The sequence below is a fragment of the Nocardia sp. NPDC101769 genome (genome assembly GCF_044766925.1).
GTDB lineage: Bacteria > Actinomycetota > Actinomycetes > Mycobacteriales > Mycobacteriaceae > Nocardia.
This window is the reverse complement of the sequence record NZ_JBIWMX010000001.1, coordinates 313,296-329,159: the sequence shown is the minus strand read 5'-3', so window position 1 is coordinate 329,159 and position 15,864 is coordinate 313,296. Positions and strand designations below refer to the sequence as shown.

12 protein-coding genes are annotated in these 15,864 nt (G+C 68.8%); 6 read left to right on the top strand and 6 right to left on the bottom strand.

What is annotated here, in order from left to right:
* Nucleotides 1-112: 112 nt before the first annotated feature.
* The 5 genes from ACIRRA_RS01235 to ACIRRA_RS01215 all read right to left on the bottom strand — a co-directional run bounded on the left by ACIRRA_RS01235 (nt 113) and on the right by ACIRRA_RS01215 (nt 6,271).
* Complete coding sequence (locus ACIRRA_RS01235) at nt 113-1,273, bottom strand: YhgE/Pip domain-containing protein (protein ID WP_402761485.1); 1,161 nt, start codon at nt 1,271-1,273, stop codon at nt 113-115.
* Nucleotides 1,274-1,343: 70 nt separating this feature from the next.
* Complete coding sequence (locus ACIRRA_RS01230) at nt 1,344-2,735, bottom strand: ATP-binding protein (RefSeq protein ID WP_402761483.1); 1,392 nt, start codon at nt 2,733-2,735, stop codon at nt 1,344-1,346.
* Nucleotides 2,732-3,433 carry a response regulator transcription factor gene (locus tag ACIRRA_RS01225; protein ID WP_354830812.1) on the bottom strand — a complete coding sequence of 234 codons (702 nt, stop codon included), beginning with the start codon at nt 3,431-3,433 and terminating at the stop codon, nt 2,732-2,734. The genes ACIRRA_RS01230 and ACIRRA_RS01225 overlap by 4 nt, the downstream gene beginning before the upstream one ends.
* 173 nt (nt 3,434-3,606) lie before the next feature.
* Nucleotides 3,607-3,993: a hemophore-related protein gene (locus ACIRRA_RS01220; RefSeq protein ID WP_354830809.1), complete on the bottom strand. Its 387-nt coding sequence runs from the start codon at nt 3,991-3,993 to the stop codon at nt 3,607-3,609.
* A gap of 127 nt (nt 3,994-4,120) precedes the next feature.
* Nucleotides 4,121-6,271, bottom strand: coding sequence for an AMP-binding protein (locus ACIRRA_RS01215; protein ID WP_402761480.1), 2,151 nt, complete (start codon nt 6,269-6,271; stop codon nt 4,121-4,123).
* Between the two features lie 339 nt (nt 6,272-6,610).
* Here ACIRRA_RS01215 and ACIRRA_RS01210 point away from each other — a divergent pair, with 339 nt between their 5' ends.
* The 6 genes from ACIRRA_RS01210 (at nt 6,611) to ACIRRA_RS01185 (ending at nt 14,719) form a co-directional block, all read left to right on the top strand.
* Entirely contained in the window at nt 6,611-10,663 is a 4,053-nt protein-coding gene (locus tag ACIRRA_RS01210) for an ATP-binding protein (protein WP_402761477.1), read from the top strand.
* A complete protein-coding gene (locus tag ACIRRA_RS01205) occupies nt 10,660-11,073 on the top strand; it encodes a roadblock/LC7 domain-containing protein (protein WP_029930951.1) in 414 nt (137 codons plus the stop codon). Before ACIRRA_RS01210 ends, ACIRRA_RS01205 begins: the two co-directional genes overlap by 4 nt.
* Before the next feature lie 7 nt (nt 11,074-11,080).
* The gene (locus tag ACIRRA_RS01200) at nt 11,081-11,455 is read left to right on the top strand and encodes a DUF742 domain-containing protein (protein ID WP_033085504.1); all 375 of its coding nucleotides are present in this window, start codon (nt 11,081-11,083) and stop codon (nt 11,453-11,455) included.
* Entirely contained in the window at nt 11,436-12,038 is a 603-nt protein-coding gene (locus ACIRRA_RS01195) for an ATP/GTP-binding protein (protein WP_174391578.1), read from the top strand. Before ACIRRA_RS01200 ends, ACIRRA_RS01195 begins: the two co-directional genes overlap by 20 nt.
* A 153-nt stretch (nt 12,039-12,191) precedes the next feature.
* Entirely contained in the window at nt 12,192-13,742 is a 1,551-nt protein-coding gene (locus ACIRRA_RS01190) for a carboxyl transferase domain-containing protein (RefSeq protein ID WP_402761471.1), read from the top strand.
* Between the two features lie 119 nt (nt 13,743-13,861).
* A complete protein-coding gene (locus ACIRRA_RS01185; RefSeq protein ID WP_402761468.1) occupies nt 13,862-14,719 on the top strand; it encodes an aldo/keto reductase in 858 nt (285 codons plus the stop codon).
* Nucleotides 14,720-14,721: 2 nt separating this feature from the next.
* On the opposite strand, the gene ACIRRA_RS01180 is transcribed toward ACIRRA_RS01185, so the two are convergent.
* The gene (locus ACIRRA_RS01180) at nt 14,722-15,852 is read right to left on the bottom strand and encodes an NAD(P)-binding domain-containing protein (RefSeq protein ID WP_402761465.1); all 1,131 of its coding nucleotides are present in this window, start codon (nt 15,850-15,852) and stop codon (nt 14,722-14,724) included.
* Nucleotides 15,853-15,864 lie beyond the last annotated feature (12 nt).

Below are 15,864 nucleotides of genomic sequence, written 5' to 3'. Positions count from 1 at the left end.
AGGTGGAGCCAGGGTCGGTAGAGCAGTTGAGCTTCCGAAACGCGTCGATTAGAGCAATCCGGGCAGATTCTATCCGGGTGAATCGCCGATCGTTGCTGATTGTTTGCGATCGTTATTTCCGAATGATGTCGACCGGGTCGGTGAGGGTGGCCGCGATGGCCGTCTGCTGCGGTACCCCGAGCTGCGGGAGCGCGCCCATCGCCTGATTGGTCTGATTGCCCAATATTTTGGTCACGGCTTGCAATTGGGTGACGCCACCGGTCAGCGCCTGCATGGCCGCCACCAGCTGGGTGCCCGCCTGATCGGCGATGGCCGGAATGCTCTGTGCCAGCGACGCGCCCTGATTCAGTTGCGTGCTCGCGTCGTTCAGCCTGCCGGCGGCGTCGCGCAGTAGTTGTCCGACCTCGGTATCCGGAGTGACTTGTGTACCAGTCAGATTGGCGAAGCCGCTGAGCTGGGTGTTGGCCTGATTCGCCACATTCTGCAGACCCTGCAGCTGGGTGATGACATTCGCCAGCTGCGGATCATTGGCGAACGGCAGCGCCTGCAGCAGGGGCACCACGAAGTCGAGTCCATTGGACAGCGTGCCCGCCGCCTGGGAGACCTGTCCCATGGTGACGCCGGTCGAATCCAGCGCCGCGGCAAGCTGATTCGCCTGTGTGGTGGCGGCGCTCAGGGTGGAGTTCAGTGCGTCGATGCCGGAGGTCAGCTGTCCCGCACCGGATTTCGCCTGATTCAGGAAGTCCATCATCTGGTCGGCGCCGCCGGAGAACTGCTGCGCCCCGTCGGCGGCCGCCTGCACGCCCGCGCCGAGCAGCTGCGAGGTGCCCGCGATCTGCGACACCTGCAGCCGCGCGGTGTTCATGGTCGCGAACAGGGTGTCCAGCCCGGCGGCGCTGATCTTCTTGGTCACCTCGGCCACCGCGTCGTTGACCAGGTTCGGGTCGGCGCGATCGTGGGTGGTGACGGTGACCTGCGCCCGCTTCGGCTTGTCGGTGAGCAGGGAGGTGATATCGGTACTGAGGTCGGTGGGCAGCGTGACCACCGCGGCGTAGTCCTTGGTGCTCGCCTCGTCGACCACATCCCAGTGCCGGGTTCCGCTGCCCTGCAGCTCCTTTGCGATGCGCGCGCCCAGCGGCCCGGTATCGCCGTTGATGAGCGCGACCGCGGTGGGCGCGGAGCGCAGCCGGAGGACGCTGATCGTGCCCGCGGTGACCGCGGCGGCGAGCAGCAGGACGATCAGGACCCAGCGGGTGCGTTTTCCGAACACCATTCAGACCGTAGAGGGACGGCTTGTCCCCGGCTCTGATGGTTGTCTGAGAGTTCGGTAAAGACCGGTACGTTCACCCGCGGCCGGGCGGCGGCGCATCGCGGTCCGGAAGCTCCAGCACCAGGCGCACCCCGCCCAGCGTTCCGTCGTCGAAATAGGCTCGGCCACCGTGTAATTGGGCCTGCTGCGCGACCAGCGCCAGCCCCAGCCCGGACCCGCCCTTGGCGGCATGGCTGCCCCGGAAGAACCGTTCGAACACCGCCTCCCGCTCCGCGGTCGGCAGTCCGCGCCCGTTGTCGTCGACGGAGATGACGATGCGCCCGTTCGCCGCCCGGTGCGCCGATACCAGCGCCTCGGTGGCCCCGCCGTGCCGCGCCGAATTGGTGAGTGCGTTGTCCACGGCCAGCCGCAGCCCGGTGGGCAGGCCCCGGGTGACGAGTTCGGCGTCGGTGTCGATGCGCACCTTCAGCTGCGGGAAGTGCCGCATGGCGTCGTGCGCTGCGGCGTCGCAGAGCTCGGCCACATCGGTGACCACGTGGTCGCGTTCATTGGTGAGGTCACCGGCGGCCAGCCGTTCCAGCGCCGCGAGGGTGGTCTCCACCCGGTTCTGGCCGCGCTGCAGGTCGCCGAGGATCTCCCGGCGCTGGTCCTCGCTGAGGTCGAGGGTGCGCAGCACTTCCAGATCGGTGCGCATGGCGGTGAGCGGGGTGCGCAGTTCGTGCGCGGACACCGCGGCGAAGTCGCGCGCGGTCTCCAGCGCCGCGGCGATCTCGGCCTGCGCCCGATCCAGCCGCTCCAGCATGGTGTTGACGGCCTCGCCCAGCTTGTCGGCCTCCCTGACCCCAGAACCGTCCACGGGTAGCGGCGCATTCGGGCCGCCGGTAGGCCCGCGCTGATCGACCGCCTCGGTGAGCCGGACGATGGGCCGCACCGCGCGGCCGCCGAACAGCCAGCCCAGCCCGGCCGACGCCGCCACCGCGGCCAGGGCCGCGAAGAACACGAACCGCCGCTGCTCCGCGGTGGCGTGCTCGGTCTCGGTGGTCGGAATGCCCAGGGAGACAACGCGTCCCGCGGGCTGGTTCTCGGTGGTGGTGAGCACGCGGTAGGTATTGCCGTCCACGGTGACGGTGTGATTGCCCACCGACAGGACGGGCAGTTGCACGGCGGTGCTGGTCATGGAGCCGTCGGCATTGCGCACGGTCAGCGCCAGCTGGTTGGTGGGTCCCAGCACATCGAGGACGGTCACCGCGAGTTGCGGCTCGATGAGCACGATCCGCGAGGTCAGCGCCAGCTGCTGATCGGCCTGACCGAGATTGTTGCGCTCGATGGCGGTGATGGTGACCCAGCTGAGCACCGCCACGATGATGTTCGCGCCCAGAGCCGCGGCCGCCGCGACCCGGAAGCGCAGCGAATAGGAGTGGCGGCGCCGACGCATTGGCGTGGAATCGGGTGCGGGCCGGTTCATTTGGGTGCGCGTAAGACGAATCCCACCCCGCGAATGGTGTGCAGCAGGCGCGGGGTGCCGTCGACCTCGAGTTTGCGGCGCAGGTAGCCGACGAAGACGTCCACCACATTGGTGTCGGCCGCGAAGTCGTAGCCCCACACCAGTTCCAGCAGTCGCTCCCGGCTCAGCACCACGCCGGCGCTGCGGGCCAGGGTGGACAGCAGCTCGAATTCCCTCTTGGTGAGCTCGATCTCGGTGCCGTGCAGCAGCGCCCGGTAGCCGGCGACATCGACTTCCAAGGGGCCCACGGTGATCGCGCCCGGAATGGCGGAGGCGGGTACGTCGCTGCGCCGGCGCAGCAGCGCCTTGATGCGGGCGACCAGTTCTGCGAGCACGAACGGCTTCACCAGGTAGTCGTCGGCCCCGGATTCCAGCCCGGCGATCCGGTCGTCGACCGAACTGCGCGCCGACAGCACGCAGATCGGCACCTCATTGCCCATGGCGCGCAGCGCGGTGACCACGCCCGCGCCGTCCAGCACCGGCATGTTCATATCGAGCACGACCGCGTCGGGGGCGGATTCGTTCACACTGCGCAGCGCCGCCGCGCCATCCCGGGCGATCACCACCCGGAACCCCGACAGCCGGAGCCCGCGCTCGACCGATGCGAGCACATCCTCGTCGTCGTCGACGACCAGGACAGTGGGTACCGCTGTATCCAATTTGCCCTCCGCTTCGCTCCGGGCGGTTCGCGGCCCTGGAGGTCTCGTTCTTCCCTCCCTGCGCTCCTCCGCTTCGCTCCCCCGCTGCGCTCAGTCCGGAACGAGACGGGCCGCGAACCTTGATGTGGTGTGCCACCAGGGCGGCACACCACATCAGTATCGTCCGACGAAGGTCAGTAGTTGTGGCAGGAGTCGGCGACCTGCTGGATCGCCGCGGCGATTCCACCGGCCCGCGGGTCCGCCGCGGCCTGGTCGGCTGCGTCCGGGTTGTCCTTCAGGTACTGGTCGAGTTCGGCTTGACGCTGCTCGGGCGACAGCGCGAACTTGGCCTGCAACTCGGACTTGTAGCCCGGGTTCTGGTCCAGGAACGAGGCCAGGGCCGGGGCCTTGTCGTGCAGGGCGGCGTCCACCTGGGTGAAGGTGCAGGTCGAGTTCAGTAGCGGCGCAACCAGATCCGCGGGGGAGGCGGAGGCGGTGGCGGGCGCGAGGGCGAGGGCCACGGCGGCGACCGCGCCGGCTCCGAAGAGCGCACCGACGCGGCGATTACGGACGAAGCTCATGCATCGACCTTTCTTGTTCGACAAGCAGAGCGAAACTTGGCGCGCGCGAATCCCGCGATCCGCGCCCGCCCGACGCTAAACCACCCGCATGGGAGGCCGATGAGCGAAGTATGAAAACTCTCTGAGGCTAGCCCGGGACGGCCGAATCCCCGGCCTGAGCGGCCGGATCCACCCCGGGCGTGCCGGTATCGAGGCCGGCCGGATCGATCCGGCGGAACGGGGTGGTGGCGACCGCGGCGGCCTCGGCGGCGGCGATGCGCTCCTTGTCCTCCATCAGGGTGACCGCGTCGCGGATCTGCTTCTCCAGGGTGGGCAGCATGGCGGCGTCGTCGATGGTCGGCGGCACCTCGAAGGTTTCACCCGCCGCGATCTGACGCATGGTGCGGCGCAGGATCTTTCCGGAGCGGGTCTTGGGCAGCGCGGTCACCGCGACCACGTCGTAGAGGGTGGCGATGGCGCCGACCCGCTCGCGCACCCGCTCGATGACCTCGGCGCGCAGCCGCTCGGACTCGATGTCGATGCCGGTCTTGAGCACCACGTACCCGATCGGCCGCTGCCCCTTCAGCTCGTCCGGGATACCGACCACCGCGGTCTCGGCCACCGCCGGATGCCCGGAGATGGCCGCCTCGATACCGCCCGCCGAGAGCCGGTGCCCGGCCATATTGATGACGTCGTCACTGCGGCCCAGGACGAACAGGTAACCGTCCTCGTCGAAGAAGCCGGAGTCCCCGGTCAGATAGTGGCCGGGATACGCGGAGAGATAGGAGCGCTCGTAGCGGGCGTCGTCGCGCCACAGTGTGGTCAGCGTGCCGGGCGGCAGCGGCAGCCCGATGACGATGTTTCCTTCTGTATTGGGTGGGACCGCATTGCCTTCGGAATCCAGCACCCGCAGCCGGTACCCCGGCACCGGCACCGAGGCCGAACCGGGCTTGATCGGAAGCTGCTGCAGTCCGAGCGGATTGGCGCAGATGGGCCAGCCGGTCTCGGTCTGCCACCAGTGGTCCACGACCGGGCAGTCGGGCCGCTCCGCGAGCAGGGTCTCCACCGCCCACTCGTAGGTGGCGGGATCCAGCCGCTCGCCGGCGCAGAACAGCGCCCGCAACCGGGTCAGATCGTGCCGATGCGCGAGCGCGGCGTCCGGATCGGCGCGGCGGATGGCCCGCAGCGCCGTCGGTGCGGTGAACATCACGTCCACCTTGTACTCGTCCACCAGTCGCCAGAAGGTCCCGGCGTCCGGGGTCCCGATCGGCTTGCCCTCGTAGAGGATGGTGGTCGCCCCGACCAGCAGCGGCGCGTACACGATGTAGGAGTGCCCGACCACCCAGCCGATGTCGGAGGTGGTGAGCATGGTCTGCCCGGGGCCGACCTCGTAGATATTGCGCATGGACCAGGCCAGTGTGACCGCGTGCCCGCCGTTGTCGCGCACCACGCCCTTGGGCTTCCCGGTGGTCCCGGAGGTGTAAAGGATATAGAGCGGATCGGTCGCGGCCACCGAGACCGGATCGGCCGGTTCCGCGCCGACCTGCGCCTCGTCCCAGTCCAGCCAGCGGGCGGCGACGGTGTCGGAGGAGGCGGGCAGATGTTCGGTGGCAGCCTGCTCGGCGGGAAAACGAATGGTGGGGAAGCCGTCCCGCTGCTTGACCAGCACCGTGCGGGGCGCGGTGGTCTGCGCGAGGTCGAGGGCGGCCAGCACGATCGGCGGGTATTCGATGCGGCGGCCGGGCTCCAGTCCGCCGGAGGCAGTGATAATCAGCACAGGTTCGGCATCGTCGATGCGGGCCGCGAGTTCATGGGCGGCGAATCCGCCGAAGACCACCGAGTGCACCGCGCCGATGCGGGCGCAGGCGAGCATGGCCACCACGGCTTCCGGAATCATCGGCATATAGATGACAACGCGGTCACCGGTCTTGACGCCCAGTCGAAGCATGGATCCGGCAAATCGGGCGACTTCGTCCAGCAGCTCCCGATATGTGTAGATCCTTCTGGACCCGGTCATAGCCGAGTCGTATATTAGGGCCGGTTGTTCGGCGCGACCCCCCTCCTGGCCTCCGGTCGGGCCCTCCGGGGATGTGATCTCGCGCACATGCCGATCCAGGGCGTTGTAGGAGGTGTTGAGGCGAGCGTCGGGAAACCAGCGCACCGTCGGACGGACCGCGGTATCGAGAATCTGGGTGGGGGGCACATCCCAGCTGATGGCTTCGGCCGCATCGCGCCAGAACTCCGAGGGATCGACCAGGCTCAGCTGATACGCCTGTCGGTACTCCTGCTTCGCGTTCAACCCGGTGACTCCCTAGCTCCGCCATGTGTCTTTGAGATGCGCTGAGATGCCCGCCTCGATAGATCCAGCTGATTGTGGCAGACTTCACGCGACGTCCGGGCGGACGCCGCGACCTTTGATTTTGCCTGCAAATGGCAGGTCAGGGACCGGTGGTTGCCAAGAGGTCACACAAGAAGTTATTGATCCGTTAGAATCGCATGTCACATATTTCGGCCGTCATGGACGCAATTTCTCGGCCAGCCGCAGTTCTCGGCCAGCTGTGCCAGTCGAGCCCAGCGTGCGATCGCGGAGGCTCGCTGATGGCGCGTGGCTGGGGCCAGTTTGGAAAGTGAGTGGGAGATGCGTGACGCCGCTAGGTCCGGCAGCACCAAGCGCTGGGCGCTGAGCAACTGGGACCTGCGATGGAAGGTCACGGCGGTGCTCGCCGTGCCGCTGTTGGTCGCTGTTGTGCTGGGAGCGTCCAGGATCTCGGCGGAGTTCGCCGACTCCAGCCGGCTTTCGACGGCGACCGATCATGTCGGGGTCATCCCGGCGATCACCGGTCTCAGTGCTGATGCTGCGCAGGTCGCGAGTGGTCAGATGGTCATGCTGGGCCCGACCCAGTCGCTGACCTCGGATCCGGAACTCGCGCAGTTGGATACGGCCATCGCATTCGCCGAGAAGGCCGCCGCGCGGTTGAGCGATATGCCCAGCGCCCGCTCGGCGCTGGACGAGATGATCGCGGGCGCCAAGAACATCCGGGCCCAGGGCCTGGCGCCGTCGAAGTCGATTCCGGATACCGTCACCGCGGTCGAACGGATCCGCGGCGACAGCGTGCGCACGGTGGAGAACATCGTGGCCAGCGTCGCCGACAAGAACGTGGACCAGTCCAAGCTGCGCCTGGTCGACTCGCTGAACAGCCGTTGGATGCTGTTCAACGAGGTCGCCGGTATGGCCGAGGCGCTCCGTAACAACCCCAAGGATGGCCTCAAGGACATCCAGATCGGCGTCAATACCGAGCGGCAGATGCTGGCCGTGCTGGCGCACCGCTTCCCAGACGGCGACGCCACCATCGCGGAGCTCGATCGGCAGGCCGACACCCGCGTGCAGCTGGTCAACGGCCCGCAGGCGCTCGCCGGGCAGCTGCCCGTCGCCGAGCTGAAGGATTCGCTGGTCGCCAGCATCAACGGCTACCAGTCCATCGCGACCGCCTCCACCAAGGACATCGTGTCCCGGGTGGACGATCTGGCCGCGGCGGCCCGCTCGGGCGCCATCCGCTACTCGATCATCGTCATCGCCACCATCCTCGGCGCCCTCGCGCTGGCGGTGCTGATCGCGCGCGCGATGATCGTCCCGCTGCGCCGTCTGCGTCTGGCCGCCCTCCGCGTCGCCGAATACGACCTCGGTCAGGAAGTTTCCTCCCTGCGTGATGGTGCGGACCCCGAAGACGTTCCGCTGGAACCGATGCCGGTGCACACCGACGAGGAGATCGGCCAGCTGGCCCGCGCCGTCGACGACATCCACGGTCAGGCGCTGCGACTGGCCGCCGACCAGGCCGCCATGCGTACCCAGGTCAACGACATGTTCGAGACCCTGGCCCGCCGCTCCAAGTCCCTTGTCGATCACCAGCTCTCGCTCATCGAGGCGATGGAGTACGACGAGAAGGACCCGCGCCTGCTCGAGAACCTCTTCCGCCTCGACCACCTCGCCGCCCGTATGCGGCGAAACGGCGACAACCTGCTGATTCTGGCCGGTACCAAACAGCGCCGGAGCAAGTCCGCGCCCGTCGAGATCGCCGACGTCCTGCGCGCCGCCATCTCCGAGGTGGAGGACTACGAACGCGTCAAGCTGGGCGCCACCCCGCGGGGTGCGCTCGTCGAGCCCGCCGCCTCCGACCTCGCGCACCTGTTCGCCGAGCTCCTGGACAACGCGCTGCGCGCCTCGCCCCCGGAGACGGACGTCAAGTTCACCTTCGCGCAGGCGCACGATCAGGGTCTGCTGATCGAGGTCGCCGACCGCGGTATCGGTATGCCCCCCGCCGAAATGGCCGAGATCAACCGGCGACTGGAGGCCGTGGCCGAGGTCGGTCCGGACACCGCCCGCCACATGGGTCTGTTCGTCGTCGGCCGCCTGGCCGAGCGGCACGGCCTGACCGTGCGGCTGCGTCCGACCTTCGACATCGCCCGGGACCCGGGCGTGACGGTCACCGTGCACGTGCCCAGGCCGCTGATCGTCTCGGCGGGCGGGCCTATCTCGGTGCCGCCGCAGCAGGGTCAGCAGCCGCCGTCGGCTCCGGCTCCCGCGCCGCAGGGTGCGGGCAACCAGGCCGGTGCGCCGTCCTCCATGCAGATGCGCGCGGTCACCCGCACGGCGACCGGCAATGTGATGGTCACCGTGGATCCGGGTGTGAGCGGGCCGATTCCGGCTCCGGCGGGGCAGACGCCGGGCGCCGCCCCGAGCCCGGCGGCGGCCAGCGCCTCGACCGGACTGCCGACGCGGCAGCCGGGCGCCCAGGTGCCGGGCGGTCTGCCGACCCGGCAGCCCGGTGTCAACGGGCCCACCGTCAAGCACACCCTGACGGCCCCGGGCGGGTCGAAACCCGCCGGCCTACCCCAGCGTGATCCGGGCGCACACGGTCCATCCGCGCCCTCGGCCCAGCCGGGCGCCAATCTGCCGCAGCGCGGCCAGAGCCCCGAGGGCCCGTCGCAGCCGCGTGGCGGTCTCGCCGCCAATATGCTCAAGCGTCAAGGTGCACCGGGCGGCATGCCGCCGCGACCGGGTGAGCCGGGAGCCGCGCCGAGCGGTCTGGAAGCGCGGGGAGGCGGAGCGCAGGGAGGTTTGCCGCAGCCGGGCCAGTCGGGTGCGATGCCGCAGCGCAATCCCGCTGTCGGCCTGCCGCAGCGCGATTCCGCGCCGGGTGGAGCTCCGTCGGGACCGGGTGGTCTGCCGCAGCGTCAGCCGGGCACCAACGGTGCGCCGGGCCGCGAGACCGGCCTCGGTCAGCCGCAGCGCCCCGCGCCCGGCGGTCAGGCGCTGGGTGGTGGAGCGACGCAGCGCGACGCGGGTAGCAATGGTGCGCCGCAGCAAGCGCGGGGAGGCGGAGCGGATTCGGGTCCGACCCGTCGTGAGCCCGCCGCCGGTGGTCTGCCGCAGCGTGATTCGGCCGCGGGTGGTCTGCCGCGTCGGGAGCCGGGCGCCAATGGCGCTCCGCCACAGCGTGGTCCGGGTGCTCCGGGTCAGGGGCTGCCGCAGCGGGGTGCCGCGCCGCAGCGGGACGGGGCCAATGGCCTCGCCGCCGCTCAGAATTCGGACGTGCCGGGTCTGCCGAAGCGTGATGGCCTCGCGCCGCGCGACGGCGTCCTGCCGCCGCAAGCGCGGGGAGGCGGAGCGGATCCGGCCGCGGGAGGTCTGCCGCAGCGTGATTCGGCCGCCGGGGGACTTCCCCAGCGTGATCCGGCCGCGGGTGGTCTGCCGCAGCGCGATTCGGCCGCGGGTGGTCTGCCGCAGCGTGGTGCGGCCGGTGGCCTGCCCCAGCGCGACGTGGGCAACGGTCTTCCCCAGCGCGACGCGGGCAACGGTCTGCCGCAGCGTGGTGCCGCGGGTGCTGATCCGTTGTCGGGTGGTCTGACTCAGCGTGATCCGCTGGGAGGTGGAGCAGCGCAGCGTGATTCCGCTGCCGGTGGTCTGCCCCAGCGCGGTGGCAACGGCCTGCCGCAGCGGGACGCGGGCAGTGGTCTGCCGCAGCGTGGTGCCGCGGGTGCTGATCCGTTGTCGGGTGGTCTGACTCAGCGTGATCCGCTGGGCGGTCCGCTGCCGCAGCGTGATCCGGGCGCGGGGCAAGCGCTGGGAGGTGGAGCGCCGCAGCGGGGCGCGACCGGTCTGCCGCAGCGTGATCCGGGTGCGGTGCTGCCGCAGCGCCCGAGCCCGATTCCGGGTGTTGGCCTGCCGCAGAACGGCTCCGACGCTGTCAAGGAGCCAGGACGACACAGCTTCCGGTCGAATCCGCAGAAGGCGGCGTCGTTCTTCCAGACCCGTTTGCAGCCCGCCGAATCCGGTGGTGATGCGATCATGGGCGGCACGCCGATTTTCGCGGAGATGATGTCGGCGTGGCTGTCGGATCCGAATGCCGACCGGTCCCAGGTGGCATCTTCCTTCGAATCACCGGGTGACGAGGGCTGGCAGGCGGCCCGCCGCGTCAACGAGTCCTCGGCGGACAAGCGGACCGCCGCGGGTCTGCCACAGCGCGATCCCGGTAACCGACTTGTGCCCGGCGGTGTCACCGGAAACGCTGACAAGGCGGCCCATCGGGACCCAGAATCCATCAGGTCAAGTCTGAGTCGTCACCAGCAGGGCGTCCGGGATGGCCGCGCGATGAAAGCTATGAACCTAACCGGAGATAAAGGAGACCGATGAACCCCGATCTAGGTGGTACGAAGCGTCAGCTGGATTGGCTGGTTTCGAATTTCGCCAATGAGGTTCCCGGCGTTGCGCACGCGGTCCTGGTGTCGGCTGACGGCCTGCTGATGGCCGCGAGTGCGCAGCTGCCCGTGGACCGTGCCGAACAGCTGTCAGCGGTGACCGCGGGGCTCGCGAGCCTCTCGGTGGGTGTCTCGAACTTGTTCGAGGGCGGCACCGTGTTGCAGTCGGTGGTCGAGATGGAACACGGCTACCTGCTGCTCATGGCGGTCGGCGACGGCTCTTACCTGGCGGTCCTGACGAATACGTCCTGCGACATCGGCCAGGTGGGATACGAGATGGCGTTGTTGGTCGAGCGAGTGGGCCAGACGGTCCAGGCCACACCTCGCGTCACGATGGGTTCCTGATGGCGGGATGGATATAGACAACGAACGCGTTGGGAGCGCCGAACCGAGCCTGGTTCGCCCCTATTCACTGACGGCCGGTCGCACCCGGCCGAAGGTGGAGCTCGCCCTGGAGGCGCTCGTCGCATCGCATCCGGTCGCCCTCGAGCGGCAGTTCGAACTCACCAATATCGAGACGTCAATCGTGGAGTTGTGCAGAGAATCGCCGTCGGTTGCCGAGGTGGCCGCGCGTCTGGGCATCCCGCTCGGGGTCGCGCGGGTGCTGGTCGCCGACCTCATCGATGCCGGCCATGTGCGGGTATCGGCGACATTGAAAGACGATTCCAGCGACGATGAACGTCGCGAGCTGATCGAAAGGGTTCTCAGTGGACTCCGGCGTATTTGATTCGACGACACAGGTCGACACGCGCACCAGCAAGCCAACGTCGGCCAAGATCGTCGTGGCCGGTGGTTTCGGTGTCGGCAAGACCACCCTGGTCGGTGCCGTGTCGGAGATCGTTCCGCTGCGCACCGAGGCTTTGGTGACCAATGCCAGTGTCGGCGTGGACTCCCTGACCGGGGTCCCGTCGAAGGCCACCACCACGGTGGCCATGGACTTCGGCCGCATCAGCCTGGCCGATGACCTGGTGCTGTACCTGTTCGGCACGCCCGGCCAGTACCGCTTCTGGTTCATGTGGGACGACCTGATCAAGGGCGCCATCGGCGCGGTGGTGCTGGTCGACACCCGTCGGCTGGAGGACAGTTTCGCCGCCGTCGACTACTTCGAGGCGCGTAACCTACCCTTCCTGGTGGCCATCAACGAATTCGATGATGCGCCACGGTATCCGGTCGAGGACATTCGCCAGGCCCTGGCGGTGCCCGCGGACGTGCCGATCCTCTCGATCGACGCCCGTCGCCGGGAGCCGGTGAAGCAGGCTCTGGTCGCGGTCACCGAGTACGCACTGCGCAAGGTCGTTCAAGGCTACTGAGTTGAATTGCGGCGGCTCCGCCGCCGCGGTTCGCGGCCCTGCTACCTCGGCCTTCCCTCCTCCGCTCCTCCGCTTCGCTCCCCCGCTCCGTCAGTCCAGGCCGAGGCGGGCCGCGAACTGATGGTGTGCCATTTGTAGCTACTCTCATGCCTCATGAAGATCTCGGCTCGGGAGCTGCTCGGCGCATTGCTCGATCCCGGTTCCTTCGTGAGCTGGGATCGGCCACCCGTTGCGGTGGCGGCATCGGCCGAGTATTGCGAGGATTTGCTGGCTGCTGCGGCAACGGCGGGTACCGATGAGGCGGTGCTCACCGGGGAGGGGTTGCTGCGCGGACGGCGGGTCGCCGTGCTCGCGTGTGAGTTCGGGTTTCTGGCGGGGTCCATCGGGGTGGCCGCGGCCGAGCGCATCGTGTCGGCGGTGGAACGTGCCACCGAGCTGGGACTGCCGCTGCTCGCCTCGCCGACCTCCGGCGGTACCCGAATGCAGGAGGGCACAGTCGCTTTCGTGCAGATGGTGAAGGTCGCCGGGGCCCTGGCCGCGCACAGGGCGGCGGGGCATCCGTATCTGGTTTATCTGCGCGACCCGACCATGGGCGGGGTGTTCGCCTCGTGGGGATCGTTGGGGCACATGACATTTGCCGAGCCGGGCGCGCTGGTCGGGTTTCTCGGGCCGCGAGTTTACAAGGCGCTGTATGGGAAATCGTTCCCCGAGGGCGTGCAGACGGCCGAAAACCTTTACCACAATGGCGTTATCGACGGAGTTGTACCGGTGCCGATCTTCCGTCGGATCGCGCATCGCGCCCTGAACGTCTTGTGCGACGGACCGCTCCCGCTGCCCGAAAACGATGGCGGCCCATACCGTTCCAAGGAGGGCGCCGCTTCCTTGCCGACGGGTCCGGAGGAGCGTGGCGGCCCGGCGCGGCTCGATACCGGCGATGTCCACGGCTGGCAGTCGGTGCTCATCTCGCGGCGGGCCGATCGGCCGGGAATCCGGGAACTGCTGCGCCACGCCACCGATCGAGTTCCGTTGTCCGGCACCGGACAGGGGGAGTTGGATCGCACCGTGGTGCACGCGCTCGCCCGCTTCCGGGGCCAGCCCTGCATTGTCTTCGGCCACGATCGCGCGGGGCAGTCGCCCGAGAACACCATGGGTCCGGCGGCGTTGCGCGAGGCTCGCCGCAGCATGCATCTGGCCGCCGAACTCCACGTCCCCCTGGTCCTCGTCATCGATACCGCGGGCGCCGCGTTGTCCCGTGAGGCGGAGGAGCGTGGCCTGGCACCCGAAATCGCTCGCTGCATAGCCGATCTCGTCACCCTCGATACGCCGACGGTGTCGGTGCTGCTCGGGCAGGGCACCGGTGGTGGTGCACTGGCCCTGCTGCCGGCGGACCGGGTGCTGGCGGCCGCGAACGGTTGGCTGGCTCCGCTCCCGCCGGAGGGCGCGAGCGAGATCGTCTACCGCGACACCCGGCACGCCCCGGAACTGGCCGCCGCCCAGCGGATTCGCGCACAGGATCTGCGGGCCGACGGGATCGTGGACCGCATCGTGTCCGAGTATCCCGATGCCGCGGACGAGCCGGTGGATTTCGCGCTGCGCATGGTGGCGGCCATTGCCGACGAACTGGCCGGTCTGACCAGTCGGTCCGCCGCGGATCTGCTGACGGCGCGGCAGTTGCGATACCGTCGCCTGGGTCTCGGGTCGTAGTTCTCGTCACATCGCACCAGGGCGACGCTGAGAAGTTGCCACCGTGCGGATCACATCCATCTTCTTCACCATCGCGCGTTCGGTTGACGGGGTGGAACGGCGCTTCTACCTTCGGACTGGTGACTTATCGGTTCGAGGCCAGCGGCATTCCAGCGATTGTGCTCAGTGATGGCCAGGTCATGCCGAAGCTGGGGTTCGGTGTGTACAAACTCGTCGGCGACGAGGCGGTCGGCACCATTTCGACGGCCCTCGAGCTCGGGTACCGGAGCATCGACACCGCCGCCTTCTACGGCAATGAGGAGGAGGTCGGCCGCGCGGTCCGCGAATCGGGCCTACCGCGGGACGAGGTGTTCGTCACCACCAAGCTGTGGAACGCCGACCACGGCTACGACGCCGCCATGCGCGCCTTCGACGCCAGCGTGAAGCGACTGGGCCTCGACACCATCGATCTGTTCCTGATCCACTGGCCGCTACCCACGGCCGATCTGTACGTCGACACCTTCCGCGCGCTGCAGACGCTCAAGCGGCAGGGCCGGGTGGTCTCGATCGGTGTCTCCAACTTCACCCGGGCGCATCTGGAGCGGGTGATCGGCGAGACCGGTGAGGTGCCGGCCATCAATCAGGTTGAGCTGCATCCGTATTACGCGCAGTCGGAGCTGCGGGCCTTCCATGCCGCGCACGGCATCGTGACCGAGGCGTGGAGTCCGCTGGGGCGCGGGGCGGAGTTCAACGACTCGGTCATCATCGCGCTGGCGGACAAGCTCGGCCGGACGCCCGCGCAGATCATCCTGCGCTGGCACATGCAGCTGGGGAATGTGGCCATTCCGAAGTCCACGACGCCGTCCCGGATGGCGGAGAACCTGGTGGTCTTCGATTTCGAGCTGTCCGGCCGGGAGATGACGCAGATCGCCGGCATCGACAAGGGCGCGCGGCAGGGCGCGGATCCGAACTTCTTCGATATGGACGCCCCCGCCTGAGCTCACGGTTCGTGCCGGGTGGGAATGCCCAGGTACGAGGTCAATTCGACGGCTGCGGCCCGGCCCGCGCGATTCGCGCCGATGGTGCTGGCGGACGGCCCGTAGCCGATCAGGTGGATGCGCGGATCGGCCTCGACCCGGGTGGCGAGCCGACCGCCCATGGTGATGCCGCCGCCGGGGCCGCGCAGCCGCAGCGGGGCCAGATGGTCGAGGGCGCTGCGGAATCCGGTGGCCCACAGGATCACGTCGGCGTGCTGGAAAGTGCCGTCGGCCCAGCGGATTCCATCGGCTTCGAGGTGATCGAACATGGGCCGCCGGTCCAGCACGCCGCGGTCGCGCATGGCCCGCACCCGTGCGTCCTCGGGCAGGCCGGTGACCGAGACCACGGAGCCGGGCGGGAGTCCGCGCCGCACACGGTCTTCCACCAGGGCCACCGCCGCCCGCCCGTCTTCGGGTGCGAATTGCCCTGAGCGGAACACGGGTTCGCGTCGGGTCACCCACGTGGTGCCGGTGGCCTGCGAGATCTCGTCCAGCAGTTGGATGGCAGTGATCCCGCCACCCACCACGACCACGTGCTTGCCCGCGAATTCCGTTGCGGTGCGGTAATCGTGGGCGTGCAGCTGACGTCCCGTGAAGGTGTCCGCGCCCCGGTAGTAGGGAATGAACGGCTTGTCCCAGGTGCCCGTCGCATTGACCAGCCCGCGCACCCGCAGTGTCGCGTCCGGTGTCAGCTCCGCGTGCAGCAGCCCGTCGACCTCCTGATCCGGGCAGGTGGCCGCGGTGGCCCGGTCGCACACCAGGCTGACCGACACCGGCTGGCGCACCCGCAGATCGAAGCGTTTCTCGTAGAGCTCGAAGTAGTGCGGGACGGCCGTGGCCGCCTGCGCGTTCTCCGAGCCCTCGGGCAGCGTCTCCGCGAACGACATGCCCGGAAGATCGTGCACCCGATTGACGTTGCTCAATGTCAGTGACGGCCACCGGAACTGCCACGCCCCGCCGGGCGCGGGAGCGTGGTCGACAATGAGAAAGTCCTGCTCCGGCCGCAAACCGAGCCGCCGCAGGTGATAGCCGACCGATAAACCGGCCTGCCCGGCGCCGATTACGAGGATGTCGACATCGGGTGCTGCGGTCACCGACCCGACGGT

Excerpts from the sequence above, each read along its gene's own strand:
- ACIRRA_RS01235 (WP_402761485.1), bottom strand. The coding sequence starts at position 1,273 with ATGGTGTTCGGAAAACGCACCCGCTGGGTCCTGATCGTCCTGCTGCTC.
- ACIRRA_RS01220 (WP_354830809.1), bottom strand. The coding sequence starts at position 3,993 with ATGAGCTTCGTCCGTAATCGCCGCGTCGGTGCGCTCTTCGGAGCCGGC.
- ACIRRA_RS01200 (WP_033085504.1), top strand. The coding sequence starts at position 11,081 with ATGGATATAGACAACGAACGCGTTGGGAGCGCCGAACCGAGCCTGGTT.
- ACIRRA_RS01190 (WP_402761471.1), top strand. The coding sequence starts at position 12,192 with ATGAAGATCTCGGCTCGGGAGCTGCTCGGCGCATTGCTCGATCCCGGT.
- ACIRRA_RS01230 (WP_402761483.1), bottom strand. The coding sequence starts at position 2,735 with ATGAACCGGCCCGCACCCGATTCCACGCCAATGCGTCGGCGCCGCCAC.
- ACIRRA_RS01205 (WP_029930951.1), top strand. The coding sequence starts at position 10,660 with ATGAACCCCGATCTAGGTGGTACGAAGCGTCAGCTGGATTGGCTGGTT.
- ACIRRA_RS01210 (WP_402761477.1), top strand. The coding sequence starts at position 6,611 with ATGCGTGACGCCGCTAGGTCCGGCAGCACCAAGCGCTGGGCGCTGAGC.